The organism is Burkholderia sp. 9120 (assembly GCF_000745015.1).
Classification (GTDB): domain Bacteria; phylum Pseudomonadota; class Gammaproteobacteria; order Burkholderiales; family Burkholderiaceae; genus Paraburkholderia.
On sequence record NZ_JQNA01000002.1, the window covers coordinates 5,010,153 to 5,035,552 of the forward strand.

The window sequence follows — 25,400 nt, forward strand, 5'->3', positions numbered from 1 at the left end:
TCAACAACACGGCAATAGACAACGCGCATTTCAGGAATGCTTTCACACAGCCCCCGCTCGAAAATTTTAATTCTTATGTGCTCGCCTGATGAGGCTATTGATTTTCTATTCGGCGAGTCTGACTGGTTTTCTACAGCACTCCGCTAACGAACTACTTTCAGTTCGTTGAATTCGCAACAGATATTGCAATTCACCACGACGCAATCGCGATGAAAGCTTATCTCCGTAGAATCCCGCCACGACAGCAATCCAACCAATAAATCAACTATTCTGAGAGCTCGGGGAATTAATGAAACTCGCCAAATACCTCCTTTTGCCGACGCTTGGCGTCCTGTCGAGCCTGGCTCACGCGCAAAGCAGCGTGACGCTGTACGGATCGATCGACGAAGGATTCGAATACATCAGCAATCTGGGCGGCCATGCTGACTATGCGCTGGTGAGTAACACCCAGCAACTGGGCAGCCGTTGGGGTATTAAAGGCACCGAAGATCTGGGCGGTGGCGTCAACGCGGTCTTTCAACTCGAAAACGGTTTTAGCCTGAATAACGGCAGCGCTCTGCCGAATGGGCAGATGTTCGGCCGCCAGGCGTATGTGGGGATCGGCTCGAACCAGTTCGGGACGGTGACGCTCGGACGGCAGTACGACTCGGTAGTCGATTATGTCGCGCCGCTGGCGGCGGTGGGAAGCTGGGGCGGTACGTTGTTCTCGCATCCGTTCGATGCCGACAACCTTAACGAAACCATCCGGATCAACAACTCGGTGAAATACACCAGCGCCGACTACGCGGGATTGCAGTTTGGTGGCTTGTATGGCTTCAGCAATCAGGCGGGTGCGTTCGCGGATAACCGGGCATGGAGCGTGGGTACGCGATATCAGAACGGTCCGTTGTCGGTCGCCGCGGCGTATATGAATATCGACGGTGCTAGCGCTACAACGACCGGCGCCGTCGTTGCGTCGCCCTATCTGTCGGCACAACAGCGCGTGGCGGGCGTCGGCGCGAACTACACGATCGGACCGGCCGTGCTTGGCCTGGTTTACACGCATACCGATATCGTCGACCGGCCGACCTTTCCCGTCAGCACGGTCAAGTTCGACAACATCGAGTTCAACGCTAAAGTCAATATCACTTCAGCGTGGTATCTGGCCGCCATGTATGGCTACACTCACGCTTCCCTCACGTATTCAGGCGGACGCGACCATTCACACGACAATCAGGTCGGTCTGATGGCGGACTATCGCCTGTCGAAGCGAACCGATCTCTACGCACAGGGCGTCTACCAGAAGGCTTCGGGGAATCGTATTATTGCCTTGATCGGCAATAACAGCGGATCGTCAGATTCAAACCAGACCGTCGCTCGCGTCGGCATCCGCACTTCGTTCTGATTTGCCGACACGATAACAAGTCGGACATAGACGCGAATCCGGGCGGTTCGCGTCTGGCGGCCTGGCTGGACGGTGCTCAACACCGCCAGCCAGGCCGCGTCATCTGGCGCGCCGACTCACGTCGACCTCACTGAATGTGTTCAAACCCGTTGACGCCCCGCAGTGCAAACGCCCGTGGCGTCACGCCGAACCGGCTATGAAACAGCGTGATAAACGCCGACGTCGACTCATACCCCAGCGACGCCGCCACGCTAGACACCGCCTCGCCTCTCTCCAGCAACGGCAACGCCGCGAGCAGACGAACCGCCTGCCGCCACTCGGTGAACGACAAGCCCGTGTCGCTGCGGAACACTCTCGATAGCGTGCGACGGGTCGCGCCCACATAAAGCCCCCACTCGTCGAGACTACGCGGATCGCCTGGATTAGCGTGCAACGCGCGCGCGAGTTTCAGAAGCCGCGGATCCGTCGGCATAGGCACGACTAACGGCGCCGGCCGCAAGCGCCTGATGCGGTCCGCGAGCAGGCACACCAATGCGCCGTCCGGACCGTGCGTATCGTAATGAACGGGCAATTCGGAAGTCGCCAGCACCAGTTCGCGTAGCAGTGGCGTCATGCAAAGCAGCATGCACTCGCTCGCGAGGTTGGCGCCCGTCAAACTGCCGTCGAGATACAGGCTATGAAACGCCACGCATTCGCGCGTGACCACCGTATGCGCGACGTGCGGCGGAATCAGCATCGCGTAGTGCGGCGGTAGCAGATGGTGGCCGTGCGGCGTGCTCACTTCCAGCACGCCGGCCGTTGCGTACATGAACTGCGCCCACGCGTGACTGTGCGCGCTCACCGTGCCATTGCCCGGTATCGCGAAAGCACGCACGAATAACGGTCGCGGCAGCGCGCTCATCGGCGGCACCAGGTATTCGTCTTTCGTTTTTCCCGCGAGCAGCATAACGTGTCCCCCCAGCGCAATTCCACACAGGAGGCGGATGATAACGTGACGCTCCTTTATCAGCACCGGAGAAGTCGAATGAGCACGCACAAGGCCGCGACACGCAAAACCACGATAGATATCCGCGCACTCAAAGGCGCGGGACGTCTGGTTTCTCTCACCGCGTATTCCGCGCCGATGGCGAAACGGGTGGACCCGTACGTGGACGTGATCATCGTCGGCGATTCAGTCGGAATGGTGCTGTACGGCATGCCGAGCACGCTGGGCGTGACGCTCGACATGATGATCGCGCACGGCAAAGCCGTCGTGCGCGCGTCGGACAACGCGTGCGTGGTGGTCGATCTGCCGTTCGCGACGTATCAGGCGTCGCCCGCCGAGGCATTTCGTTCCGCCGCTCGCCTGCTCGCCGAAACGGATGCGCAAGCGGTCAAGCTCGAAGGCGGCGTCGAAATGGCCGAGACGGTGCGCTTTTTGTGCGAACGCGGTGTGCCGGTGATGGCGCATATAGGCCTGATGCCTCAGCAGGCGAACGCCATGGGCGGCTTCAAGGCGCAAGGTATCGACGAGCGCTCCGCCCAACGGATCTTCGACGCGGCGTTAGCCATGGAACAGGCCGGCGCATTCTGCGTGGTGATCGAAGGCACGGCCGAAGCGTTGGCGAAGCGCATCACCGAAGTACTGCAAGTGCCGACGATCGGCATTGGCGCGTCGCCGGCGTGCGACGGGCAGGTGCTGGTGGCCGAAGACATGCTCGGCGCGTTTAGCGCCTACACGCCCCGCTTCGTCAAGCAATACGCGGAGACGAACGCCGTCATGGAAGTCGCGATCAGACAGTATGCTGATGAGGTTCGTAGCGGAGCGTTTCCTGAGTCGAAGCATTGCTTCGCGTACGGGAAGCCGCTGGCGATTTCTGGCAATGACGTACTTCGCACGGCAGCCACATTGCCCGTGTGATCGATGAGGTGCGGCGCAGGCAGGGGCCGACGTTCATTGTTTCCAGCGGGATATCGAACCAATCACCCGTTCCGGACGGCCCCATCGCCGTATCTGTACGGTATCAGCGAAGCTATCGCGCCGGCCCAGAGAATCAGCCCCGCGCAAAACGGACCTGAAGAACTCGCGGGTCCCGCATCCGTCAGATGGGGGTAGACAAGCGCCACCAGCATCAAGGCAATTCCAATCACGTACCGTGCCTTCGACTTGAAGACAACCCCAATAGGAATGAAATGCGCGCCGATCGTAAAGATCACGAACGGCATTATCCAGATGCTTTGGTTCAGTTTCGTAAGCACGGTCGCCCCGACGATAATGATCACCCACTAAGCCGCGTTGATGATGTTAAAGGTTCGCGATTGCCTGAGCCTGCGCGGTGTGCCTTGATTAGCGCGATAGGCGGATCTATTACGCCTGAACTGGGCAGACGAGAGCAGAAGAAGACCGACGCCCGCTGCCACGATGATCAGCAGGACGCCGAGCGCTGCACCGTACACCTGCAGGCACCATAAGACCAGCCAGGCTGCGCCGAATACGGTGAAGAAGATCGCACCGATCGCACGGCTTGCGCGCACCTCCGATTGCTGCGAGGTCTGATCGGTTTCGATATGCTGGACAGCGCTCATATACCGCCTATGCATTTAGGTAGGTTACTAACAGAAAATCTGTAAGCTGAGAAGAAACGTTCCGTTCTTATCCACATCAAAAGCTGGCTGATTGTACACATCACTACTATTCCGACGCCTCTATTTATAGGAGCTTATTACCTAATTATTGCGCGCGGAAAAGTTACCTTGCCAAACCAAATCGCATATAAAGACAAATCCACCGAAAGAAAAAGAAGCCCCTCCTGGAGATGGTCCCCGCGTCGGACGGACGCGTATTGGACCCGGACAACACGATCGTGCGAATGCCGCCGGACCCGCCCAGAAGAAAGCGCGCCTCGGGTCGCGCAGGCAGCGTTCGATGTGTCTCCGGCAACATTAGGCTTCTATATGGGCACTATCACCGCCGGGTTCAAAGTCGGCGGCACCGCTTCGTCTGATGCTGCTGCCCCCTCTGATTGCGCTACTCGCTGCGTTATATGTGCGTGTCCTGGATGCACACGAAGCGCATTGATGAACGGACACGGATGCGTGGCTCTTTGTGGTGAGTCATTGACTCATTCGTGACGCGTCGTCTAATGCGCGCTTATGTTTAATCTATTTGGCATCGTCTTTATCGTCGATATCCGTCGATGCAATTCGATGCGTCATTGCCCTGGGAGCCATTTGTTCCGGGCATCAATAGAAGCGCTAAAGCGCATTGAATCCGATGCCTGCGTCGATCGTCATGTCACGTTACGCCGAGTGGGAACAGTGTCCTGTTCTCTCGTGACACGCGACACACGCAACGCGAACGCATGCCGTTCAACTCGCCTTTAACCCGCGCCGTAGCGACGCCCCGCCTCGTCGCGACGACGAAGTGCCAATTGGCACGTTCTCTGCAGATACACGCCTCGCATTCACCACAGCGGCACTAACCAACACAGAGAGGCAGGGCGATGGAAAAGAACTTCGCAGGGACTGCGGTTACCGCAATAGCGTTGTGCGCGGCTGCAGCATTCGGCATGGCTGCAAGCGGAGCGGCCATGGCAGATTCGACGGTGCCGAGCGCCGGGCTGACATTGGGCGTCGGCGCGGGCGTGACGCCTGGCTCGATTGCGTTGGGCGTTGTTGGCGGCGGCACGGCCACGGCTAACGACGTCACGGTGACGGTGGGTGGCGCGGGCGGTGTCGCGATCAATTTCGGCAACCAGCCGCTTGCTCCGTTGACGGGCTTGCTGGGGACGGTGACGGGGAGCTTGCCGGGAGTGGGCGGCACGAATCCGTTGGCGCCGGTGACGGGTGCAATCAACTCGGTGACGGGTGCACTTTCCGGCGCTGCTGGTGGTGATCCTCTCGCGCCAGTAACCGGCGCCATCGGGACTGTCACCGGTGCGTTGTCTGGCGCAGCAGGTAGCAATCCACTGGCACCGGTAACGGGTGCGATCAACTCGGTGACGGGTGCACTTTCCGGCGCTGCTGGAGGCGATCCGCTCGCACCAGTAACCGGCGCCATCGGGACTGTCACCAGTGCGTTGTCTGGCGCAGCAGGTAGCAATCCACTGGCACCGGTAACGGGTGCGATCAACTCGGTGACGGGTGCACTTTCCGGCGCTGCTGGAGGCGATCCGCTCGCGCCAGTAACCGGCGCCATCGGGACTGTCACGAGCGCGTTGTCCGGCGCAGCCGGTAGCAACCCTCTGGCACCGGTGACCGGCGCAATCAACTCGGTGACGGGTGCATTGTCTGGCTCAGCCGGAAGCGATCCGCTCGCACCGGTCACAGGTGTCGTCAACACCGTCACGGCTTCGCTCGCCAATGCCACGAGTGGCAATCCGCTCGCCCCGGTGACTGGTGCGGTCACCTCAGCGACGGGTGCACTAACCGGCGCAATCGACTCCGGCACAGGCAGTCTGTCGAACACGATCAACTTGACCACCGGCGTACTCACCACGGCTGTCGATTCGACCACCGCCAACGTGGCGAACAGCGTCAATGGAACGACAGCCGTCGTCGCTAACGCGGTGGACTCAGGTGCGAGCACGGTGTCGACCGCCGTTAATTCGCTGACCGGCATCGTCACGGGCGCAGCAGGTAGCAATCCGTTAGCGCCTGTCACGGGCGCGGTGAACTCTGTGACGAGCACACTCGCTGGTGCAGCCGGAAGCGATCCGCTGGCTCCCGTTACGGGCGTAGTCAACTCTGTGACGAGCACCCTCGCAGGCGCCGCAGGCAGCAACCCGATCGCCCCTGTAACAAGCGCCCTCAGCTCGGCAACCGCGCCGATCAGTGGAGTGGTCAACAGCGTGACGAGCACCCTCGCCAGCGCTAACCCGATCGTGCCGATCACCAGCGCGCTCAGCACGGTCACGGGGACCGCCGGCTCGTTGACGGGCACCTTGTCGGGTATCGCGAAGAGCAATCCGATCGTGCCGCTGGCCACCACGGTGACGACCACGCTCGGCAACACGCTCGCCTCGACGACCGGCATTACCGCGTCGGTCACGGGTCTCGTCAACGCGGGTGTCGGTGTATCCAGCAGCGTCGTCAATGCCGGTGCAGGCGCCGCGGCGACGACAGGCGGTTCGACAAGCTCGGCGGCATCGGGTCTGCTCGCCCCCGCAACCGGTCTGGTCGCCGGGCTGACCTCAGCCGCCTCGCACACGGGCAGCGGCACGACCGCGCTCGCACCGGTGACGAACCTGCTAAGCGCCGTAACCGGCACATTGCCCAAGTAAGCGGGCGGCGCTTTCAAAGCGGGGCCGGCTTCGTTCTCCTGCAAGAGGATGAAGCCGGCCCCGCAACGTCATCACGAATTCGCCGGCCCCGCACCGCGGCACGAGAACCAGCGCCGCGGCGTCTTCGGCGCGTCGGCAACCGCTGCAACGTCGACGGCATCGACGACCTCGACCACCTTGCGCCACCACCGCTCGCCGCGATGCGGCGCGGCGAGATCCAGCCGCTCGCCCATACGCGGCGTCGACAGCGCAATGCCGCGCACAGCGGCCAGTCCGATCACGCGCTCGAACGGCTCGTACCACCGATGCATCGCCAGATCGAACGTGCCGTTATGAATCGGCACCAGCCAGCGGCCGCGCAGATCGGTATGCGCCTGCACGGTGTCGTCGGGCTGCATGTGGACGTACGGCCAAAGTTTGTCGTACGCGCCGGTTTCGACGAGCGTCACATCGAACGGACCCAGCCGCTCGCCGATCGTCTTGAAGCCGTCGAAGTACCCGGTATCGCCGCTGAAAAACACCCGCAGATCGCCGTCGACGATCACCCACGACGCCCACAACGTGCTGTTGCCATCGAACAGGCTGCGACCGGAGAAATGCTGCGCGGGCGTTGCCGTGAACGCGATGCCGTCGATCTCCACACCCTGCCACCAGTCGAACTGGCGCACCTTGCGCGCGTCGATGCCCCATTCGATCAGCCGGTCGCCGACACCCAGCGGCGTCAGAAACACGTTGGTCGTGGCGGCGAGCGCCAGCACCGTCTCGCGGTCCAGATGGTCGTAGTGATCGTGCGACAGGATCACGCCGGCCAGCGGCGGCAGATCGGCCAGCGCAATGGGCGGCGCATGAAAGCGCTTCGGCCCGAGCCGCCGGAACGGCGACGCGCGTTCGGCGAACACCGGATCGGTCAGCCAGAACTGCCCGCGCAGCTTCAGCAGCAACGTGGAATGCCCGAGCCGGTAGAGGCTGCGGTCGGGCGCGGCGTCGAGCTGCGCGCGCGTCAACGTGTCCACCGGCAGCGCACCCGTCGGCACGGTGCCCGACGGTTTGTTGACCAGCACGTTCCACGCAATGCTCAAGGTCTTGGCGAACCCTTCCACCGGCCGCGGCTTGACGTTGCGAAAGCGCTCGCCGTCATGCTGCGCCGACCCTGGCGAACGTTCGCGCCCGCGTCGTGCGGCGGTGAAACCCAAAGCATGGCGGATGGAACCGATGAGCGAAGTCATGTAAGACGCCTCGACGCAAAAAGTAGACTACCCAGTGTAGTTTATTTTTGAGAAAAGTAAACTACCCGGTGTAAAATTTCGCGATGGACCCGAACGACACGCCCCAACGCCTGACCGACCGCAAGCGCCTCGCCATCATCCGCGCGGCGATCGAAGAATTTCTCGCGGCCGGTTTCGACGCGACCAGCATGGACCGCATCGCCGCCAGCGCGACCGTCTCGAAGCGCACGGTGTACAACCATTTCCCCAGCAAGGAAGCGCTGTTCGCGGAGATCCTGCGGCAGTTGTGGGAGGCCAGTCACGAAGGCGAGCCGCCCGCCTATCGCGGCGACCGGCCGTTGCGCGCGCAACTGCTCGCGCTGCTGTCGCGCAAGCTGAAACTGATTAACGACGACGCGTTCCTGTCGCTGGCGCGGGTCGCGATCGCAGCGGGAATTCATTCGCCGGAGCGCGCGCGTGAGATGGTGGCGCGGCTCGGCGAACGCGAGGAAGACCTGACCGTCTGGGTCCGCGCAGCCGCTGCCGATGGACGTCTCGACACGACGGATCCGCTGTTCGCGGCGCATCAGTTGCAAGGCCTGGTGAAGTCGTTTGCTTTCTGGCCGCAGGTGGCGATGGGACAGCCGCCGCTGGGTCCGGATGAACAGCAGCGGCTGGCGGAATCGACGGCCGATATGTTTCTCGCGCGCTATGCGAGCGCGTCGGCGGGCACGCAGGATTGAGCGGCATGCGGGCGTCTGGGCGTGTGCGGTCGATCCGCGTTCGCTCGCGTCGGATGGTTCGCGCGTCAAACCCGTTAGCGCGATTCAGCGGCCAGCTTAGTCCACGACTCAACCACTAACTCAGCGCCCTCGCCCACTCAACGCACCCGGCCGAAGCCGCGAAACTGCCTTAGCGCCGCGCTGAAATAAGCCTCATCCTCAACCACAACCGACGCTGACGCCGACGCCGCGCCAAGCTCGCGCGCCAGCGCCGGAAGCGCCGTCCACGGTATGGTGGGATGCCGGTGATGCAACTGGTGCAGATGATGATTCATCAGCACCCCTTGCCAGACGACCGGCACACGAAAGTTGCGAGCCCGCTGCGGAGTGTCGAGCGAAACGTCGTAATGCGGCAGGTTGTCCGCTATCGAGAGCCACACGCCGCGCAAATACATCGTCACGGCAAGCGCCGGCCACCACGCGCCATACAGATAGAACGCGCCGCCATGCAGCACGATCGACAGTAGCCAGTCGCGCCGAATGCGACGGCGTCGCTCCGGGTTGCCGGCAAAGCCGGTGAACAGCCGCTGCACGTCGTCGCCCGCCGGGCCTTCATTGCCGATCTGCGACGCGACCAGCCGGCACGTCCACCGTGCCGGCAGAAACGACAGCAGCGGCAACGCCATTTCCGCCAGATACAACCCGCCCAGCAAACGCAGCGTATAACCGGCCCGGGCATAGGCGCGAAGCGTCGTGCCGTCGTGGACGTCCGGTTGATCGTAGGGCTCGCGCGTAAAACGATGATGCATCAGATGCCCGAAACGCACAGCGTCGAACGGCAACAGATAGGCGATGGCGAGCAAGCGGCCGAGCGCTTCGTTGAGCCGCCGCTGCGGCAGCAACTGGCCGTGAATCGCTTCATGGATCAAGCCCCAGTGCGTCGGCGCCAGCACCACGAGCGGCACGGCAAAACACAGCGCGGCCACGCCCCAGTGCCGTAATAGAAACGGCCACGCGACGAACTGCAGCACCATCGCCGCGCCGACGAGCGTCAGCAGCGTCAGGTTCGCGCGGCGGTCGATCGCGACCTGGCGCGGCGCGCGCCGCACGCGTGCCGGCTCGGACACATCGGGTTCTGCTGCGGCGCATGCCTGTGAGTCCATCGGTTCTCCGTCGACGACAAGTCGTCGCAGAACTTAGCAATGCGTTGTGACAGTCTGAAGAATTGCGCCCGCCCCATGCGCGATTCGAGCGGCACCGCCGCTTGCCAATTCTTACGCGTCCATCCGGCGACGACGTTTTATCTCGACGCTTCCTCTCGCGATACCGCCATGACAGCGACCTCCGCGCCTCTGTACGCCCGGCCACACAGGCTCGTGAGGCCTCCATGCACAATCGGGGCGATATCCGGGCGGCCGCCCCCTTTCCGCGTGGAGCAACCATGGGTTGGAAGAGTTGGAAGAGCCTTGCCATCGAAACGCCGGTCTGGCTGGCCGGCCGCTTCTATCCGCCGCGCTTCGATCCGCGGCGCGCCATGCCGCGCGAAATTCTCGTGCTGCGTCCAAACGACTTCGGCGAACTTCTGACCACCACGCCGCTCTTCGAAGCGCTGCGAAAGCGTTTTCCGACGACGCGCCTGATCGCCGGCATCGGCGCCTGGGGACGGCCGATCCTCGAGAACAATCCGTTCGTCGATGAAATCGTCGAGATTGACGCGCCCTGGAACAACAAGCTGGTCGACGACCGCTCGCACCGCAACGTGCTGCGCTTTCTATGGCGCTCGCCGCAGGTCGCCGCGTTGCGCGCGCGCGGCGGCGTCGACGTCGGCATCGACGTGCTCGGCAGTTATATGGGCGCCGTGTTGCTGATGCGTGCCGGCGCGCGCTATCGCATCGGCGTGCGCGGTTATCGCGGCGGCTGGAGCGGCTGTCAGGCGCACATCGAATTCGCCGCGCGTCAATGCGGACGCGCGGCACTCGCGCAAGCCGAGTTGCTGGGCGCGACGGAACTGCCCGAAGCGCGCCCGCAACTCTTCCTGACCGACGACGAACGCGCTCACGCCACACGCATCTGGAGCGCCTGCGCGGATGCGTCGGGCCGCCGCGTCGTACGGATCGTCGCGGGCGTGGGCGCTGGCGTGAGCAGCAAGGCATGGGACGCGCGTCAGGCAGGCGCCGCGCTCGCGCAGATCGCGCGGGCCATCGGCAAAGGCGGCGATGTTTGCGATATCGTGATCGTCGGCAGCGTGGCGGATCAGGCGCGCGCCGCCGAAGCGATCACCACGGCGGGCATGGGCGTATCGATCCGCTCGGTGGCGGGCCAGGCGCCGATGCGCATCACCTTCGCGCTCACCGAACAGGCCGACGTCGTGCTGACCAATTCGTCGATGCTGATGCACGTCGCGGCGGCGTTTCACCGGCCGACCGTGGCGGTGATCGGCGGCAGCATTACGCGGCCCGAGCGGCACGATGCGATCTGGGGTTATCCGCCGCCGTATCGCAGCGTGTCCCCCGAGCAGGTTGTAGCGGACGAACCCGCGCGCAACTGGCCGGGTGTCGAGCGGGTCGTGCAAGCGGTGCTGGAATCCATCGGCAGGCAACGCACGCCGGCGGCGGATGCGGCGGCTTGAGGTGAGCTTGAGGTGAGCTTGAGGTGAGCTTGAGGTGAGCTTGAGGTGAGCTTGAGGTGAGCTTGAGGTGAGCTTGAGGTGAGCTTGAGGTGAGCTCGAAGTGAGCTTGATGCGATTGAGCCAGACCCAAAACAAAAGGGTTGCGTCGATCCCGACGCAACCCTTCCGAGCCCACCTAACCTGCTGACCGCTCGCTACACACCGGGCGGTCTTTCATCGCTTAAGGCTTGTACCCGTCGTTCAAGGTCTTCAGGAACGCGATGATGTCCTTGATATCCGCATCCGTCATGGCCGGCTTATCGCCGAATTTGCGGTCGAACGGTGCATCCTTATCGTCGATGTTCGCCTGGTACTTGACCGGCAGATCGTCGTACTTCTGAACCTTGCCGTCCGGTCCGAGCGGATAGAACTTCTTCGGATCGGTATTGCGATCGTTGTAGAACGCCATCACGTCTTCGAGCGTCTTATACACGCCGTTGTGGAAGAACACCTGGCGCGTCGACACATTGCGCAGCGTCGGCGTGAGGAACATGCCGCAGTACTGCGTCTGGTCCTTGATGTCTGTCCGGAACGGACCACAGATGCCCATATCGTAGAAGCTGTGATCCTTGTTGACGGCCAGATGCGGATTGCGCGGCACGCCGAGCGCTTCGTACTGATAGTCCGTGAACATCGGCGGCAATCCGTCCGTACCCGGCTTCGAAAGATGGCAGCCCGCGCAGTTCGCCTTGTTCGGGTCGTTGAACAAACGCAGTCCGTGCAGTTCGGCCTGGCTCAAGCGCGCCTTGCCTTCCAGCCAGTAGTCGTACTTGCTGGTGTACGGATGGAACGCCTGCTCTTCCACCTGATAACGCGCGACCGCGAACATCGCTTCCGACATCGCGAGGTTCGTGTTCTGGAACACGTTGGGACCGAACAACTGCAGGAAGTCTTTGCTGTACTGCGTGTGCTGAAGCTTCGTCAACACGTCGCCCGCATTCGCGTTGGCCATCTCGACCGGGTTGAGCATCGGACCGGACGCCTGCAATTGCAGCGTGTCGGCACGACCGTCCCAGAACAATCCGCCTTGCGGCACCATCGCGGGCGCGGCCGGCGCTACGCCGGCATTCTTCTGCGCGCGAGCCACGCCGGTGGCCGCACTCGCAGCCGCCGTCAGATCCGGGGCAACGTCCGCGTCGCCCTGATCCGGGCCGATGCTGAAGTTCGGCTGACGGTACAGGTACATCAGCGATTGCGGCGGCCGGTAGCCTTCCAGCGTCAGATGCGCGCCACCCAGTTGCACCGCCAGATCGTTCGGCGGACCAAACGCATGGTCGGGGCTATGACACGAAGCACACGACTGACGACCCGACGCGGACAGCGTCGGATCGAAGAAAATTTTCTTGCCCAGTTGCGCGACGGCACTCAACTGAGGCGGTGCAACGGGACGCTGAAGCGCGATCGGCGTGGCGTTCGCGCCGGTGAGGTCCTCGACCATCATGCCGACGGCCGCGGGCACGCGCGACGGATACAGCAGCGCCCACACGCCAAACACGACGGCGGCGAGAATCACTGCGACGACAAGCTGCACAAGCAAACGCCGGATACCGGATCCGGGCGGGTTCTGAATAGGACTTGTTTCCGTTGGGCGAGCTGAGGAGGCGGGCATATGAGCGACGACAAGGGAAGCTGAAAGCGAAAAATGTTGCCAGCCCAAATGGGCTGGCAACACGGGGATACTGCCTGCTTCGCATCGACGCAACCGCGCCGATGCGATTCACGAATTTTAGATAGCCGGGACCGACGAGACCACCGTGCCCAGATTCGGGTCGACGAACACGGTCGGGTTGTTGCCGCTGCCGCTGAAGTTGAACAGGCTCATGATGCTGCCTGCCGTGGCGTCGAACGAACCGCCGCCGAGGCGTTGGCTACCGAGCCAGTTGTCTTCGATGAAACGAACCACGGATGCCTGGCTGATCGGCGTGTGGTCAACATAATTGACCTTGGCCCACGGCGAGATCACGAGGAACGGAATACGCGTACCCGGGCCGCAACGGCCGTTGACCACGCCACCATTCACGCCCACCGGAGCCGTACCCGTGCCGCACTTGCCGGCGCCGTTCAACTGGTCAGCTTGCGAGTCGAACGACGAGCTCGTCGTGTTCGCGAACGCATGGTCGTACCAGCCGTCCGAATCGTCCCACGCCACGATCACAGCGGTGCTCTTCCAGTCCGGCTGTTGCTGCAGGAAGTTGACCACCTTGGCCGTGAAGGCCTGTTCGTCCAGCGGATCCGAATAGCCTGCGTGGCCGTCCTGGAACGCCGGTGCCTTGATGAAGCTGACCGACGGGTAGTTACCGGCCTTCACCGACGCGAAGAAGTCGTCCGTGTCGTACTGGTGGTTAGCCGGTTCAGCGGTCTTGCCGTCGGCTTCCAGCGAGTAGCCGATCTGGGCCGTCGCGCTCGGGCGCAAGTGTTGCGGATTGGCCGTCGACGCGAAGTACTGGAACCAGTTGTGGTGCGGGATGTAGTCGTTCGTCGGCTGACCGACCACCGGCGACACCGTGCTGCGCAGGCAGCCCGTCGTATTGTTCGCGTTGACCGTGCTCAGGTTGAAGCCGCCCATGAAGCCGCCCCACGTGAGGCTCTTCGCGTTCAGCAGATCGCCGATGTTCTTGCCGGTCATCATGATCTGATCGGTCGTGCTCGAGCAGGTGTCGCCGCCCGGGTCCGCGTCGTTGATCAGCGTGAAGCCGCCTTGACCGTCGTTGACGTAGTACGAGCTCGACGCCGTCGTCAGATTGAATACCGGGTGCGAGGTCTTGATGATCTTCACGCCGTTGTTCTGACCGGAAACGACTTCGAGTGCGCCCGGCGTCGACGGACCGTACGTGTCCGTGTACGCGTTGTCGCTCATCGAGAAATGCTGGGCATAATTCCACAGCGCGCCCACGGTGTTGCCGTCGTAATAGCCCATCACCTGGCCGCTCGTGCCGAATGCGCCTGCGCCGCCGCTCGAGCCTTTACCCGTGTACTTCGGGAACAGGTCGGCCAAACCGTTATCGTAGGCTTGCTGCTCTGCCGTGTAGGCGTGGTTCTGGTCGGCCGTTGCCGCTTGCGTGCGGTCCAGGCGGAACGGGTTCGCCGCGCCGGCGCCGTTCAGCGTGTTGGTCAGGTTCGGGTTGGCGGTGAGCAGCGTGCCGCTCAGACCGTTGACCGTCGGCGTGCCTGCGGCCGCGCTGAACGCCGGTTCACCCGTCGGGTTCCCCGCCACCGGGTAGGTCGCGAAGTAATGGTCGAACGAGACGTTCTCGTTATAGATCACCACGACGTGCTTGATCGGCGTGGACGTAGCGGCCTGGTTCTGCACGGAGATCGGCGACAGCGTGTTGCCGTTTCCGTTGTTGCCGCCGCATGCGTATAGCGAGACCGCTAACGCAATGCCGGACACGCCAAACAGGAATGCTCGGGAAAACATAGGTGTTAACTCCGGATGTCGTTCTGCTAGTTATTCTTTAACCGCTTTCTATTGCACTTGAGCGGCCGTGTGGGGAGCGTTTCAATACCCGACGACATTGGAACACCGCGCCGTTACGGGGAAATGGCGCTTTGCTTACCTCGACATTACGGATTTTTCGTGACTGGAGGCAGATTGAAGGGTTCGGGCGAGACCCGGCTTGCGTAGAAAATGAGCGACGCTACCTTGTCCGCAGAATGCGCCAAGGATGTAAAACGATTGTGAACGCAACCTTCTTGCAACCGGTTTTTTTGAAGCGCGAATTTGAAGCGCCGATATGAATTGGCTCCATTCGCCCGCTTCTATCCAATACAAATAATTGAATTGTTACGTCATCCAGAATGTTCATAGGATTCTGAAAATACCTCCTATGATGGGAAAACCAACTTCGGGGGAGACAGACAATGTGCACCGACTTTCTTCTTAAAGCCGCTGATGGAAGCGTAGTGAATGGCCGCAGCATGGAGTTCGGCGCCGAGCTCAACTCCAGATTTCTCGTGGTCGGCCGGGGTACGCCGATGCACAGTACGACGCCGGACCTTTCGCACGGTCTGCGCTGGACCTGCAAGCATGGCATGGTCGCGATCAACGCGTTCAACCTGCCCATTGCAACGGATGGCGTGAACGAGGCCGGCTTGTCGGTCGGCGTGCTATGGCTGCCGGGCATTACGCAATATGCCAGTACCGCAAGCGATCCTTCGCGCGCCCTGTTCGTCGGGCAACTTGCGAACTGGCTGCTCGCGAGTTTTGCTACGGTGGGTGAAGTGAGAGAGGGTCTGTCGGGCGTCGATATCTGGGGTGGCGGCAAAGCGGTGGAGCAACGGCTTCCCGTTCACTTCGCGGTTCATGACAGGCACGGCCATAGCATCGTGATCGAGTTTACGGACAAGTCCGGCAAGCCCACGGTCTACGACAATCCTGCGGCCGTGCTGACGAATGCGCCGGCGTTCCCGTGGCATCTGTCGAATATCGATAACTTCGTGGGCTTGCATGCCCGCGACGCGGAACCGCTCGAAGCAGGACACACCGCGTTCAGTCCGTGCGGCCACGGCAGCGGCATGAGAGGTCTGCCGGGCGATTCGACGCCGCCGTCCCGCTTTATCCGGGCGTTCTATCTGAAGCGCTTTGCAACCCAGCCCGCCGACGCGGCGTCGGCGCGCAATCTCGCGCTGCATCTTCTGAATACCGTGGATATTCCGCTGGGCACCAGCCGCTCGCTGCCGGAAAACGGCAAGACCGAAGACGATTACACACAATGGGCGGTGGTCAAGACGCTCACCGCGCCGTCACTCGGTATCCGTACCTACGGGAACACGACGCTGATGGAAATCGATCTGAAGCAGATCGACCTGGAAACGCCCGGAGAGCGAACCTACCCGGTGCCGACCGAGCCTGTCGCGATCAATATCAGTGCGACGCTTCGGCCTCAGTAACGCCGTTGTCGGTAAGCGGGCCGCGCATCGGCACTTGAGTTTGCCGGTGCGCGGCCGCGTCGGTTACGCCGGCTGAGCGAACAGCTCCGCGATATAACCCGCTGCTTTGATACCCGTGCCGGTCAACAACACGACCGTTCGCTCAGTTGACTTGATGGTGCCGCGACGGGTCAATTCGTCGAGTGCGGCGGCGGCGTGCGCGCAAGTCGGTTCGACGAAAATGCCTTGAATCGCGAGCTTTTTAAGCGCGGCGACGATGTCGTCTTCGGCAACCGCAACGGTGGAGCCGCCGCTGTCGCGAAGTGCCGCGACCATTTCCCGCAAGCGAAGCGGATGCGCGATCGCGGTGCCTTCGGCAATGGTCTTCGAAACAACGCGCGCCACCGGCACATCCAGACCCGCCTGGAACGACGCGTCGAGTGGAGAACAATTCAACGGCTGCGATGCGAAGAGTCGCGGCAGCTTCTTGATCTGCCCCGCCGCCAGCAACTCCTTGAAGCCGATATCGCAACCCAGCAGATTGCTGCCCGCGCCGACCGGAATGATGATGTTGTCCGGCGCTTCGAAGTTGAAGTCTTCCCACAGTTCATACGCGATCGACTTGGTTCCTTGCAGGAAGAACGGTTGCCAGTTGTGGCTCGAATAGAATATCTCCGCCGACTGCCGGATCGCCTCGGCCTGCGATTCCTCGCGCGGCCCGTCGACCAGTTGAATCTGCGCGCCATATGCGCGGACCTGCGCGACTTTGGCCGGCGACGTATAAGCCGGCGCGAGAATCTTCACGCCCATGCCGCCCGCCGCGCCGAACGCCGCGACCGACGCGCCACCATTGCCGGAGCTGTCCTCGAGTACCGCGTCAACACCGATGCCGCGCAGGAACGACAGCATCACCGCCGTGCCGCGATCCTTGAAACTGCAGGTCGGGTTGAACCACTCCAGTTTGAAGAACGGACGCAAGTCGTTCCACTCTTTCTGCACGAGCGGCGTGCAACCTTCGCCCATCGAAATCGGTTTGACGATATCGACCGGCAGCGCCGCCCGGTAACGCCACAACGAGCGATTAGCCCGGTCGATGTCGTCGCGCCCAATGCCGGGCTGCGCGGTAATCAGCAGCGGCGTCTGCGTATCCGAACACCAGCGCGGCACGTCGAACGGATAGTGGGTTCCAGTGAGCGGATCGATGTATTGAGCTTGAGACATGATTTCTCTCGGTAGGGATGGGTACTTCAAGCGGGTACTGCCTGCGGCCTCGCAACCGCACTACCGCACTACCAAGGCCATGGAATGCTGGACCCCACTCGCCCGGCAAGCGCCCGCTGATACAGCATTCGCGCGACGGTCAGATCCTGCAACGCAAGACCCGTCATATCGAACAGCGTGATATCGGTCGGCTGCCGGTGGAAGCTCTCTTTGCCCGTGAGCAGGTCGCCGATTTCCACGCTGGGTGTCGACGGCGCCCATTGCATTTCGCCAATCCGCTTCGCCTGTTCACGGTCGTCCACGACGAGCGTCACGCGCGCCAGCACGCCCTCAGGCAGCTCACGTTTGCCCTGTGTATCCGCGCCGACGCAGTTCAGATGCGTGCCCGCTTGCAGCGCTTGTGCGTCGAATAAAGCGCCCGCGCCGGGAGTCGCGGTGATGACGATGTCGCTGGTCGCGACGGCGTCGTTTCTATCCGTTGCGAGCGACACATCGCATCGCGCTGAAAACGCGGCCTCGAAGGGCGGGTTCGGCTGGCCGTCATAGGTGACGTAACGAACCTTCTCGAGCGCGGGCAGGTGATCCAGCGCAAAGCGCAACTGGATCGCCGCCTGCACGCCCGCACCGAACACGCAAACGCTCGTGCTGTCGGCGCTTGCCAGCGTCTTCAGCCCCCACGCGCCCGCCGCGCCGGTGCGCAGGGTGGTAATCGCGTTGCCGTCGATCACGCAGAGCGGCCGGCCGGTGGCCGGGTCCATCAGCATCACGGTGGCCTGATGCGGCTCGCCGCCCCGTTTGCGGTTGTCTGGCCAGAAGCCCGCGGCCTTGAAGCCGAGCAAGCCCTGCGATGGCACGTCGCCCGATTTGATGCCGAAGATGCCGCCCGTTGCGAGCGCCTCGCGCACGACCGGGAACACACGGCCTTCGCGATCGCTGTGCAACACGAAGGCTTCCCTGACCGCGTCCATGACGTCGGCCGGTTGCATCAAACGCTCGACCTGGTCTTTGTCGAGCAACAGAAGGTACGCGTCGATCGGCATCACTTGGTATCGCTATAAACGGTGGCCCGCGAGACGCCCAGATACTGTGCCGTCACTTCCATGGCTCGGCGGATTTCCATGATTCCCGACTCCTTGAGTTCCTTCAGCAACGCGCGACGGTCTTCGGTTTTGAGCGCACGCGGCGTGGTCGCGAGCCGCGCGGCGAACTGGTCGATCCGCGCGCGGATCAGATCGGCGCCGGCGGGGTCCAGCGACTCCTGCGTCGCCGCGCCCGCATCGACCCGGACGAATTGTCCGACCGCGCTTTGCAAACCGCGGAACAGCGTCAGGTCGATATTCATGCACAGCGCGGCCACGTATTTCCCGGACGAATCCTTGATCCCGATCGACGTGCTCTTCGCGGGCCGGCCATCGGCGAATTGATTGGCGTAGTTCGCGATCACCTGCGGATACTCCGGATCGGCGATACGCGCAAGGCCGAGTTCCGTTGCCGGGTGACCGGCCTCGCGGCCGGACAGATTGTTGTGGATTGCCAGCACGGCGTGCTTCGGATCGAGCAGGTCGTGCACGACCACTTCGCAGAATGGCGCGAACGTCTGCGCCAGTCCGTCTGCAATCTGGCTGATCTGGTCCAGCAGCGCGCGCTGCTCAGCGGTATGTTTCGTCATCTGGACATACTATCCAGAGTTGTACATTTTGTCAAAAACAGAAAAAATGTCTGAATAGGGTCGTGCGGCAGACGTGGCGATGCTTGCGCTCGCCGCGCTATCCAATTAGCGAACCGTGGGACTGAGGGTTTGGGAGAAACGAGGAATGAAGCGGTGACGCAGCGTCGACGGCGCGCAGTCGCGCCGTCGGCCGTGCTTTTGAAAGTTACGCGCGCGCGTCGCCGTGACGCAGTTTGAACGTCCCCACGATGCCCGACAGGCCATGCGCCTGCTCGTTGAGCGTCGCGGACGCGGCGGTCGATTGCTCGACCAGCGCGGCGTTCTGTTGCGTTGCCTGGTCCATCTCGGCGACGCTGCGGTCAATCTGGCTGATGCCGGCGCTCTGCTCGTTCATCGCGCCGTCGATCTCGCCGATCACGCGATTCACGCGCTCGATCCCATCGACGATTTCCTGCATCGCCGCGCCGGCCGCCTGCACGCGTTGCGCGCCCGTCCCCACGCTCGTTTCCGACGACTGGATCAGGTCCTTGATCTCGCGCGCGGCCGTCGCGCAACGTTGCGCGAGCGTGCGCACTTCGCCGGCCACCACCGCGAAACCGCGACCGTTCTCGCCGGCCCGCGCCGCTTCGACCGCCGCGTTCAGCGCGAGAATGTTGGTCTGAAACGCAATGCTGTCGATCACGCTGATGATTTCGGTAATCCGCGCCGACGACTTCGCGATATCGTCCATCGTGCTGACCGCGCTCGTCACGACCGCGCCGCCGCGCGCCGCCGCCTGGCTCGCCGAGGTCGCGAGCCGCGACGCTTCCACCGCGCTCTCAGCCGACTGCTTGACGCTCGCGGTCAATTCCGTGAGCGCCGCCGACGTGTGCTGCAGATTGCTGGCCGACGTCTCCGTGCGTTGCGACAGATCGCGGTTGCCCATTTCGATCTCGCCGGTCGCGGTTTTCATGTTCTCCACACCGGCCCGCACTTCGAGCAATACGGTGCCGATCTTGTCGACGAACGCGTTGAACGACGCTGAAATCTGCGCCACCTCGTCGTTGCCGACCACCGGCAGACGATGCGTGAGGTCGCCGCTGCCCGAACCGATCGTGTCCATCGCATCGCGCACCTGCGAGAGGCTGCGGAACGAATGCGACGTGAAGAACGCGGCGACACCGACCGCCGCCAGCGTCAGCAGCACCATCGCGATGCCGAGCGCCTGCAGCACGTTGGCCAGACCCGCCGTCGCTTCCGCCTTGTCGAGCGCGATCACCAGATACCAGTCAGTGCCCGTCACCGGTTGCGCCTTCAACAGTTTCGGCACGCCGCCCAGTTCCACTTCCATCGGCGCGCCGGCTTGCGCGAGCGAGGCCAACGCGGCGGGCGTGAGCGCAGTGGAGATGTCAGTGGACTGTTTGAGGATCAGCCTGGCGTCCGGATGCGCGATGACCTGGCCGTCGCGCGTTACGACGAACGCGAGGCTCGACGGCGTCGGGTGCACGGTGGCGACCACTTCGCGCACGCCTTCGAGCGGCACCGCGCCGCTCACCGCACCGGCCGGCTGGCCATTGCGGATCATCGGCGCGGCGAACGATACGAACGGCATGCCCGTCGACGCGTCGCCGTAGGGTTTCGTTACGACGAGCCCGCCTGCAGCGATCGCCGCCTTGTACCAGGGACGCGCGGTCGGGTCGTAATCCGGCGGCGTGCCGCTGGTCGAGAAAAAGGTCTTGTCGGTCCAGCCGACGGTGGTAATCGGGAAGCCGTCCGCGCGACTCATATGCTTGACAAAGCCTTGCGGATCGCCGTGCTCGACATCGTCGGCCGTTGCCTTGACGGCCTGCACTTTGGCATCGACCCACTTGTCGATGGCCAGCGTGTTGGCGCCGGCAATGGCGCTCAGGTTCTGCGCGATGGTTTCCATCGTATTGGCGCGCACGGTGACGTAGGCGGCGGTGCCCGATAGTGCGAGCGCGCCGATAACCGTGGCGGAAGAAATGATCAGGATGCGGCTTCGGAGTGAGGAAATCATGTTTTCGTGAAGAGAGGATGGGTACTGCACGAATCGGAATACCTGCTGCAATAGCTTGAAACAGCGCCTGAACCAACGCCTGAAACAACGCCTGAAACAACGAAAGCCGGGCCGCAATGCTGAAGCCACTTTTACGGTCTACGGCGGGAATGGGGAAAACTTGAGGGAGAAGCGGGGTGCGGGGGGGGGATAGCGAGGGAGTTAAAGCGGCAGTCGACGGGTCTCAGCGACTACCCGCCCGACTGCAATCGATCACACCGCGTGAAGCCAGTTTCTCAGCTTGCGGTTCAGCGGCTCGGAATAAAACCGCACTACGCAGGCACTCAATAGGGCGGACAACGCGAAGAACAGTGCCAGCAGCAGGAGTTTTTCATCGCCAATCACGACACGCGGCGACCGCACCGTACGTATCGCGCCGAGCACGATCAGGTGGAACAGGTAAAGCTCATAGCTGCGCCGCCCGAACCACGCGATGCCCGCCGTTGCCGTATACCACGCGCCCTTTTCTCGCGGCGCGTCGTTCCGTTCATAAGCGGCCAATAACAGCACCGCCGTTCCAAGCGCCATGGCTGTGACGCCGAGAACATTCGTTTCGCCGATGGGCGCATATAGATACAGGTACGCCATACCGGCCACCACGACACCTTGCAGCACGACCGCCCCGCGACCCCGCAGCACGAATCGTTTCGCGAGCACTGCCGCGCAGCAACCAATCGCGATCCCGTCGAAGCACGCGAAATACGCGTAGAGGAACCCACCTTCGTCGCTCTGATGCGTGAAGCGATACAGCGGGCCAATAGCGGCAATCACCAACCAGAATGCAAGCAGCCGCGACTCGCGACGAAGCACGATGCACAGAAGCGGAAACGCCAGATAAAACACTTCCTCGACCGACAACGACCACAGCACGCCCAGCGGATAATTGACCCAGCCGCGCGCGGCGATCAGCACGTTCATCCAGAAGGTCAGCGACGCCAGGTTCACGATCCAGAAAGAAACCGATGTGCCGGCCGGTGCGTGATTCTGGAACATCGCCAGCCCCGCCAGCGCGGCCACGTTGACGATGGCGAGCAGCAACAGCAGGCAAGGCACGATGCGAGCCACGCGCCGCGCGTAGAACGCCCGTGTATCGACACTGCCGAGTCCCGCCCAACGCCGCGCGGCATTCGATGTGATCAGGAAGCCCGAGATCACGAAGAACATCGTCACGCCGTAATTGCCGTTACGCGCAACCGCACGAACGGCATTCCAGCCGAATGTGGCGGCTAGCGTCGTGTCGTTCAGGTGGTAAGCAATATTGAAGTGATGAAACAACACGAGCAGAATCGACACGCCGCGAATCAGATCGATCCGCCGGTTACGCTGACCGGCTTCGTTCATGCGCTCGCCTTGGCCCACTCCACGAAACCGTGGCCGGCTTCGCGCAATACGGTCTCGCGAAGCTCCATGCTGACGCCCGGTGCATCGTAATAAGCGGCGACGAGCAATGGCGCCCGGCCCGGCGGACGCACGATTGCGTAGTCGTTGGTTTCGCGTTCCACGCTCGTGCCGGGACGGTCGCCCGCAAGCCAGTTCGCGGGCAAGGCAGCGCGAAGCCGGTTGAGTCCCGGCTTGCAGGCGACCATCCACTCTTCGAGTTGCCGGCGCGCTTGATGGCTCAATACATCGCCCAAAAGAATACGCGCGGCCGATGTCGCGATGGCCCTCGGTGTCGTGGTATCGAGCAAGCCGCTATATTGGTTCGACTCGGGTTCGTAACGATCGGAGCGCGTAACGGAATCGCCGAGACCTCGCATGAAACGGGTCAGTGCCGCGGGGCCGCCAGTGCTTCTCATCAACAGGATCGCGGCGGTGTTGTCGCTCACCTCGACGGCGGCCTGACAGAGCGCGCCGACCGACATGGCACCCTGCGCCACGTTCGCTTTGGTAATCGGCGACGTGAAAATGAGGTCACGCTCGGTGTAATGCACGAGGCGTTCGAGTGTCTCCTTGCCGGCGTCGACGCGGGCGAGCACCTGCGCAACGAGCAAACCTTTGAAGGTGCTGCACATCAGGAATCGCTCGTCGGCGCGATAGGCTAGCGTTCGTCCTGAGCCGGTGTCGACGGCGAATAGGCCGAGGCGGCCGCCGTAGCGACGTTCGATCCCGGCTATCGGAGATTCAGCCGCGAAAAGCGGTGTGGAGATGCCGCTACCTATACCGAGCAGCAGAGGGAGTCCAAGGGCAAGACGGCGGCGTGTTCTGGAAGTCTTCAACGTAATGGCTTATCGGTTGGGGATTTCGAACACGAGGCAGGTCGTCGTGGCGTGCGCGTAGAGCGTGCCATCGGGGCCGACGAGGCGCGCTTCGGCGGTCGCCAGTTGACGGCCACAGTGGATCACTTTGCCCTCGGCGCGCACACGCTGCACGCGGGGCAGCACGGCCTTCACATAGTTCACGCTCAGTTCGGCAGTCGTATAGCCGCGTCCGACCGGCATCAAGGTGTGTACCGAGCAACCCAGCGCGGAGTCGAGTAGCGTCGCCATCCAGCCGCCGTGAACGGTGCCGAGCGGATTCAGATGCTGGGCGAGCGGCGTGCCCTGAAACACCGCCTGGCCTGCCGACACTTCGATCAAGGTGAAGTCGAGCGTCTTGGCGATCGCGGCATAAGGCAATTCACCGGCGATCATCGCCTGCAAGACTTCCAGTCCTGTCTTGCCCGCAACCTGCTCCGGACTCGCAAGGCCCGGTCCCGGACCGGCGTTGACACTAGCAAGGACTTCCTGTTCTTTCGCCAGCCAGTGTTCGAGGGTTTGTTCGTGAGTCAAAGCAGGTCTCCCAGACGAATGAAAATCGAAGGCATCGATTAAATCATCATTTGGTCGTCACTGCTGCGCCGAGACAACGGACCTGTGGCGACGTGCATCCACTGCGGCCAACGTGAATGGCAGGGAGGTCCGGTGTGTCCACATCCCATGCGTTTTAGAGGTTTTCCTTGAAAAGGGCATTGCCTTCGCCATGGCGGCCGAATAGTGACAGGTATTTAAATACAAAATGTACTTTCCAGAGTCTCCGCACTGCTTCGAAACAGGACACACGAGAGAGTCCTCCCACTCAAATGTGCGACAATCCTCAACCATTTTGGCGTCCGCGTCCGCTTCAGATTCGTTTGCCTTTATTCGGCTTTCATTTATATTCACGCACAACTATTAGACAACTTCCGACCTGTGAAGAGACGCTCACACGTCGATTGAAAAGAAAAGATTGCACAAAAACACTGGGCACGCGGAGACATTGTCAATGCCAACGAGAACCGTACATCGAGCGGCGGCGGAACACGTTTCCGACCTCACCGAGATCCTGAACGACGCAGTCGCGTACAAGCTCCGGCAAGGCGACGTGGCGTGGGGACAGACGGGATGGACCAAGGCCGGTGTGCTGCAGACCATTACGCGTAGTGAAGCCTACGTCATCGAGCAGGACGGTGTCTGCGTCGCGACCATGTCGCTCTCGTGGCAAGACGAAAAGTACTGGGGGATTCAGGAGCCGGTCGCCGGTTATGTCCACCGGATCGCCGTGCGCAATGGCTGTCGTGGACTCGGCATTGGCGGTTTCGCAATGGACTGGTGCGCGAATCAGGTCAGCGCCCGAAACCGGCGTTTTCTTCGACTGGATTGCGACCAAAGGAATACAAAGCTCTGCGCTCACTATGAGTCGCTCGGTTTTGTACGGATCGGAACCCGCCCCATTCCGGAGCTAAGGGACTACGTCGCGTCGCTCTACGAGAAAGCGGCGCGTTAAGTCGCCGTCTGACCGGGACGTCGCTGCCGCTTCACGCGCCCGCAACGGTCCCTACCGCACCGCGCCCGATTGCGCTTCCGCATACTGACCCGACGCCAGCCCGCGCGCTACGACACGGCGCGCACGCGCCCAGGCGAGCGACATCCGCGCCTCATACTCGGTCACCATGGCATCCAGACCATCGTCACCGCACGCTTTGCGGTCATTGATCGTATCGCGCAGGTCTTCCAGTTCGAGAAGCTCGCGCAACGCATCGAATCCATCGGACGACGCCGGCGCGTCCATGTCGCCCGCAAGCCTCTCCGTCACGGCGGGCGCGGCACATTCGCCGGAAAACGCCACCCCGTCGCTGATTACCACCGCCAACCGGTCAGCGATTTCCCCCAGCGCGAAGGACCGTTGCCATTCCCCGCCGAACGAGTAAGCGGTATCCGCCTGCTGCCAGATCGCAGTCAGTTCACGCATCAGCATGGGATGAACACCTTGTTCCCCGCTATCGCCCCGCGTTGCCTGCGCAGCGCCCGGAGCACGCGCGGCGGGGCGCGCGTTCAACGCCTCCGCGACACGTTTTTCCAGCACGCCATCGCCGCAGACGCGCCGTTGC

Annotated in this window: 22 protein-coding genes; 7 read left to right on the forward strand and 15 right to left on the reverse strand. The window is 62.5% G+C overall.

Annotated elements, in window-relative coordinates:
• Window positions 1-289 precede the first annotated feature (289 nt).
• Window positions 290-1,384 carry a porin gene (locus FA94_RS30435; protein ID WP_035558426.1) on the forward strand — a complete coding sequence of 365 codons (1,095 nt, stop codon included), beginning with the start codon at window positions 290-292 and terminating at the stop codon, window positions 1,382-1,384.
• A 127-nt stretch (window positions 1,385-1,511) separates the two neighbouring features.
• Here the strand turns inward: FA94_RS30435 and FA94_RS30440 are convergent, their stop codons facing one another.
• Complete coding sequence (locus tag FA94_RS30440) at window positions 1,512-2,330, reverse strand: AraC family transcriptional regulator (protein WP_035558429.1); 819 nt, start codon at window positions 2,328-2,330, stop codon at window positions 1,512-1,514.
• Window positions 2,331-2,408: 78 nt separating this feature from the next.
• Here FA94_RS30440 and panB point away from each other — a divergent pair, with 78 nt between their 5' ends.
• Window positions 2,409-3,284: a 3-methyl-2-oxobutanoate hydroxymethyltransferase gene (gene panB / locus FA94_RS30445; protein WP_035558432.1), complete on the forward strand. Its 876-nt coding sequence runs from the start codon at window positions 2,409-2,411 to the stop codon at window positions 3,282-3,284.
• A 62-nt stretch (window positions 3,285-3,346) separates the two neighbouring features.
• Here panB and FA94_RS30450 read toward each other — a convergent pair whose 3' ends face one another.
• Window positions 3,347-3,646, reverse strand: coding sequence for a hypothetical protein (locus tag FA94_RS30450; protein WP_035558436.1), 300 nt, complete (start codon window positions 3,644-3,646; stop codon window positions 3,347-3,349).
• A gap of 3 nt (window positions 3,647-3,649) precedes the next feature.
• The gene (locus FA94_RS30455; protein ID WP_035558439.1) at window positions 3,650-3,949 is read right to left on the reverse strand and encodes a hypothetical protein; all 300 of its coding nucleotides are present in this window, start codon (window positions 3,947-3,949) and stop codon (window positions 3,650-3,652) included.
• A 1,004-nt stretch (window positions 3,950-4,953) separates the two neighbouring features.
• On the opposite strand from FA94_RS30455, the gene FA94_RS30460 reads away from it, so the two are divergent.
• Window positions 4,954-6,645: a beta strand repeat-containing protein gene (locus FA94_RS30460; RefSeq protein WP_051980924.1), complete on the forward strand. Its 1,692-nt coding sequence runs from the start codon at window positions 4,954-4,956 to the stop codon at window positions 6,643-6,645.
• 71 nt (window positions 6,646-6,716) lie between these two features.
• On the opposite strand, the gene FA94_RS30465 is transcribed toward FA94_RS30460, so the two are convergent.
• Entirely contained in the window at window positions 6,717-7,871 is a 1,155-nt protein-coding gene (locus FA94_RS30465; protein WP_035558442.1) for an MBL fold metallo-hydrolase, read from the reverse strand.
• 83 nt (window positions 7,872-7,954) lie between these two features.
• On the opposite strand from FA94_RS30465, the gene FA94_RS30470 reads away from it, so the two are divergent.
• Window positions 7,955-8,593, forward strand: coding sequence for a TetR/AcrR family transcriptional regulator (locus FA94_RS30470; protein WP_035558445.1), 639 nt, complete (start codon window positions 7,955-7,957; stop codon window positions 8,591-8,593).
• Between the two features lie 137 nt (window positions 8,594-8,730).
• Here the strand turns inward: FA94_RS30470 and FA94_RS30475 are convergent, their stop codons facing one another.
• Window positions 8,731-9,735: a fatty acid desaturase gene (locus FA94_RS30475; protein ID WP_051980926.1), complete on the reverse strand. Its 1,005-nt coding sequence runs from the start codon at window positions 9,733-9,735 to the stop codon at window positions 8,731-8,733.
• 278 nt (window positions 9,736-10,013) lie between these two features.
• Between FA94_RS30475 and FA94_RS30480 the strand changes: the two genes are divergently transcribed.
• Window positions 10,014-11,201 (forward strand): glycosyltransferase family 9 protein, encoded by a 1,188-nt coding sequence (locus FA94_RS30480; protein ID WP_035558448.1) that lies wholly within the window; start codon window positions 10,014-10,016, stop codon window positions 11,199-11,201.
• Window positions 11,202-11,421: 220 nt separating this feature from the next.
• On the opposite strand, the gene FA94_RS30485 is transcribed toward FA94_RS30480, so the two are convergent.
• Window positions 11,422-12,849 (reverse strand): cytochrome-c peroxidase, encoded by a 1,428-nt coding sequence (locus FA94_RS30485; protein WP_035558450.1) that lies wholly within the window; start codon window positions 12,847-12,849, stop codon window positions 11,422-11,424.
• Window positions 12,850-12,966: 117 nt separating this feature from the next.
• A complete protein-coding gene (locus tag FA94_RS30490; protein ID WP_035558454.1) occupies window positions 12,967-14,658 on the reverse strand; it encodes a phospholipase C in 1,692 nt (563 codons plus the stop codon).
• A gap of 443 nt (window positions 14,659-15,101) precedes the next feature.
• On the opposite strand from FA94_RS30490, the gene FA94_RS30495 reads away from it, so the two are divergent.
• Window positions 15,102-16,130: a linear amide C-N hydrolase gene (locus tag FA94_RS30495; protein WP_035558456.1), complete on the forward strand. Its 1,029-nt coding sequence runs from the start codon at window positions 15,102-15,104 to the stop codon at window positions 16,128-16,130.
• A gap of 63 nt (window positions 16,131-16,193) precedes the next feature.
• On the opposite strand, the gene FA94_RS30500 is transcribed toward FA94_RS30495, so the two are convergent.
• The 7 genes from FA94_RS30500 to FA94_RS30530 form a co-directional block, all read right to left on the reverse strand.
• The gene (locus FA94_RS30500; RefSeq protein ID WP_035558459.1) at window positions 16,194-17,330 is read right to left on the reverse strand and encodes a threonine synthase; all 1,137 of its coding nucleotides are present in this window, start codon (window positions 17,328-17,330) and stop codon (window positions 16,194-16,196) included.
• A gap of 68 nt (window positions 17,331-17,398) precedes the next feature.
• On the reverse strand, window positions 17,399-18,370 hold the full coding sequence (locus FA94_RS30505) for an ornithine cyclodeaminase family protein (protein ID WP_035558462.1): 972 nt from the start codon (window positions 18,368-18,370) through the stop codon (window positions 17,399-17,401).
• Window positions 18,370-18,999 carry a helix-turn-helix transcriptional regulator gene (locus FA94_RS30510; protein WP_035558464.1) on the reverse strand — a complete coding sequence of 210 codons (630 nt, stop codon included), beginning with the start codon at window positions 18,997-18,999 and terminating at the stop codon, window positions 18,370-18,372. The genes FA94_RS30505 and FA94_RS30510 overlap by 1 nt, the downstream gene beginning before the upstream one ends.
• Before the next feature lie 205 nt (window positions 19,000-19,204).
• Window positions 19,205-21,016, reverse strand: a complete 1,812-nt coding sequence (locus FA94_RS30515) for a methyl-accepting chemotaxis protein (RefSeq protein WP_035558467.1) — start codon at window positions 21,014-21,016, stop codon at window positions 19,205-19,207.
• A 252-nt stretch (window positions 21,017-21,268) separates the two neighbouring features.
• Window positions 21,269-22,396 (reverse strand): acyltransferase family protein, encoded by a 1,128-nt coding sequence (locus FA94_RS30520; RefSeq protein WP_035558470.1) that lies wholly within the window; start codon window positions 22,394-22,396, stop codon window positions 21,269-21,271.
• Window positions 22,393-23,226 carry a class A beta-lactamase gene (bla, locus tag FA94_RS30525; protein WP_353611452.1) on the reverse strand — a complete coding sequence of 278 codons (834 nt, stop codon included), beginning with the start codon at window positions 23,224-23,226 and terminating at the stop codon, window positions 22,393-22,395. The genes FA94_RS30520 and bla overlap by 4 nt, the downstream gene beginning before the upstream one ends.
• A gap of 54 nt (window positions 23,227-23,280) precedes the next feature.
• Window positions 23,281-23,823 (reverse strand): PaaI family thioesterase, encoded by a 543-nt coding sequence (locus FA94_RS30530; RefSeq protein WP_035558473.1) that lies wholly within the window; start codon window positions 23,821-23,823, stop codon window positions 23,281-23,283.
• Window positions 23,824-24,295: 472 nt separating this feature from the next.
• Between FA94_RS30530 and FA94_RS30535 the strand changes: the two genes are divergently transcribed.
• Window positions 24,296-24,796: a GNAT family N-acetyltransferase gene (locus FA94_RS30535; RefSeq protein ID WP_035558476.1), complete on the forward strand. Its 501-nt coding sequence runs from the start codon at window positions 24,296-24,298 to the stop codon at window positions 24,794-24,796.
• Between the two features lie 51 nt (window positions 24,797-24,847).
• On the opposite strand, the gene FA94_RS38890 is transcribed toward FA94_RS30535, so the two are convergent.
• Entirely contained in the window at window positions 24,848-25,267 is a 420-nt protein-coding gene (locus tag FA94_RS38890) for a hypothetical protein (protein ID WP_156126741.1), read from the reverse strand.
• Window positions 25,268-25,400 lie beyond the last annotated feature (133 nt).

Excerpts from the sequence above, each read along its gene's own strand:
- FA94_RS30485 (WP_035558450.1), bottom strand. The coding sequence starts at position 12,849 with ATGCCCGCCTCCTCAGCTCGCCCAACGGAAACAAGTCCTATTCAGAAC.
- FA94_RS30490 (WP_035558454.1), bottom strand. The coding sequence starts at position 14,658 with ATGTTTTCCCGAGCATTCCTGTTTGGCGTGTCCGGCATTGCGTTAGCG.
- FA94_RS30495 (WP_035558456.1), top strand. The coding sequence starts at position 15,102 with ATGTGCACCGACTTTCTTCTTAAAGCCGCTGATGGAAGCGTAGTGAAT.
- FA94_RS30475 (WP_051980926.1), bottom strand. The coding sequence starts at position 9,735 with ATGGACTCACAGGCATGCGCCGCAGCAGAACCCGATGTGTCCGAGCCG.
- FA94_RS38890 (WP_156126741.1), bottom strand. The coding sequence starts at position 25,267 with ATGCTGATGCGTGAACTGACTGCGATCTGGCAGCAGGCGGATACCGCT.
- FA94_RS30520 (WP_035558470.1), bottom strand. The coding sequence starts at position 22,396 with ATGAACGAAGCCGGTCAGCGTAACCGGCGGATCGATCTGATTCGCGGC.
- FA94_RS30435 (WP_035558426.1), top strand. The coding sequence starts at position 290 with ATGAAACTCGCCAAATACCTCCTTTTGCCGACGCTTGGCGTCCTGTCG.
- FA94_RS30505 (WP_035558462.1), bottom strand. The coding sequence starts at position 18,370 with ATGCCGATCGACGCGTACCTTCTGTTGCTCGACAAAGACCAGGTCGAG.
- FA94_RS30500 (WP_035558459.1), bottom strand. The coding sequence starts at position 17,330 with ATGTCTCAAGCTCAATACATCGATCCGCTCACTGGAACCCACTATCCG.
- FA94_RS30460 (WP_051980924.1), top strand. The coding sequence starts at position 4,954 with ATGGCAGATTCGACGGTGCCGAGCGCCGGGCTGACATTGGGCGTCGGC.
- FA94_RS30470 (WP_035558445.1), top strand. The coding sequence starts at position 7,955 with ATGGACCCGAACGACACGCCCCAACGCCTGACCGACCGCAAGCGCCTC.
- FA94_RS30480 (WP_035558448.1), top strand. The coding sequence starts at position 10,014 with ATGGGTTGGAAGAGTTGGAAGAGCCTTGCCATCGAAACGCCGGTCTGG.
- FA94_RS30465 (WP_035558442.1), bottom strand. The coding sequence starts at position 7,871 with ATGACTTCGCTCATCGGTTCCATCCGCCATGCTTTGGGTTTCACCGCC.
- FA94_RS30440 (WP_035558429.1), bottom strand. The coding sequence starts at position 2,330 with ATGCTGCTCGCGGGAAAAACGAAAGACGAATACCTGGTGCCGCCGATG.
- FA94_RS30515 (WP_035558467.1), bottom strand. The coding sequence starts at position 21,016 with ATGATTTCCTCACTCCGAAGCCGCATCCTGATCATTTCTTCCGCCACG.
- FA94_RS30535 (WP_035558476.1), top strand. The coding sequence starts at position 24,296 with ATGCCAACGAGAACCGTACATCGAGCGGCGGCGGAACACGTTTCCGAC.
- panB (WP_035558432.1), top strand. The coding sequence starts at position 2,409 with ATGAGCACGCACAAGGCCGCGACACGCAAAACCACGATAGATATCCGC.
- FA94_RS30510 (WP_035558464.1), bottom strand. The coding sequence starts at position 18,999 with ATGACGAAACATACCGCTGAGCAGCGCGCGCTGCTGGACCAGATCAGC.
- FA94_RS30455 (WP_035558439.1), bottom strand. The coding sequence starts at position 3,949 with ATGAGCGCTGTCCAGCATATCGAAACCGATCAGACCTCGCAGCAATCG.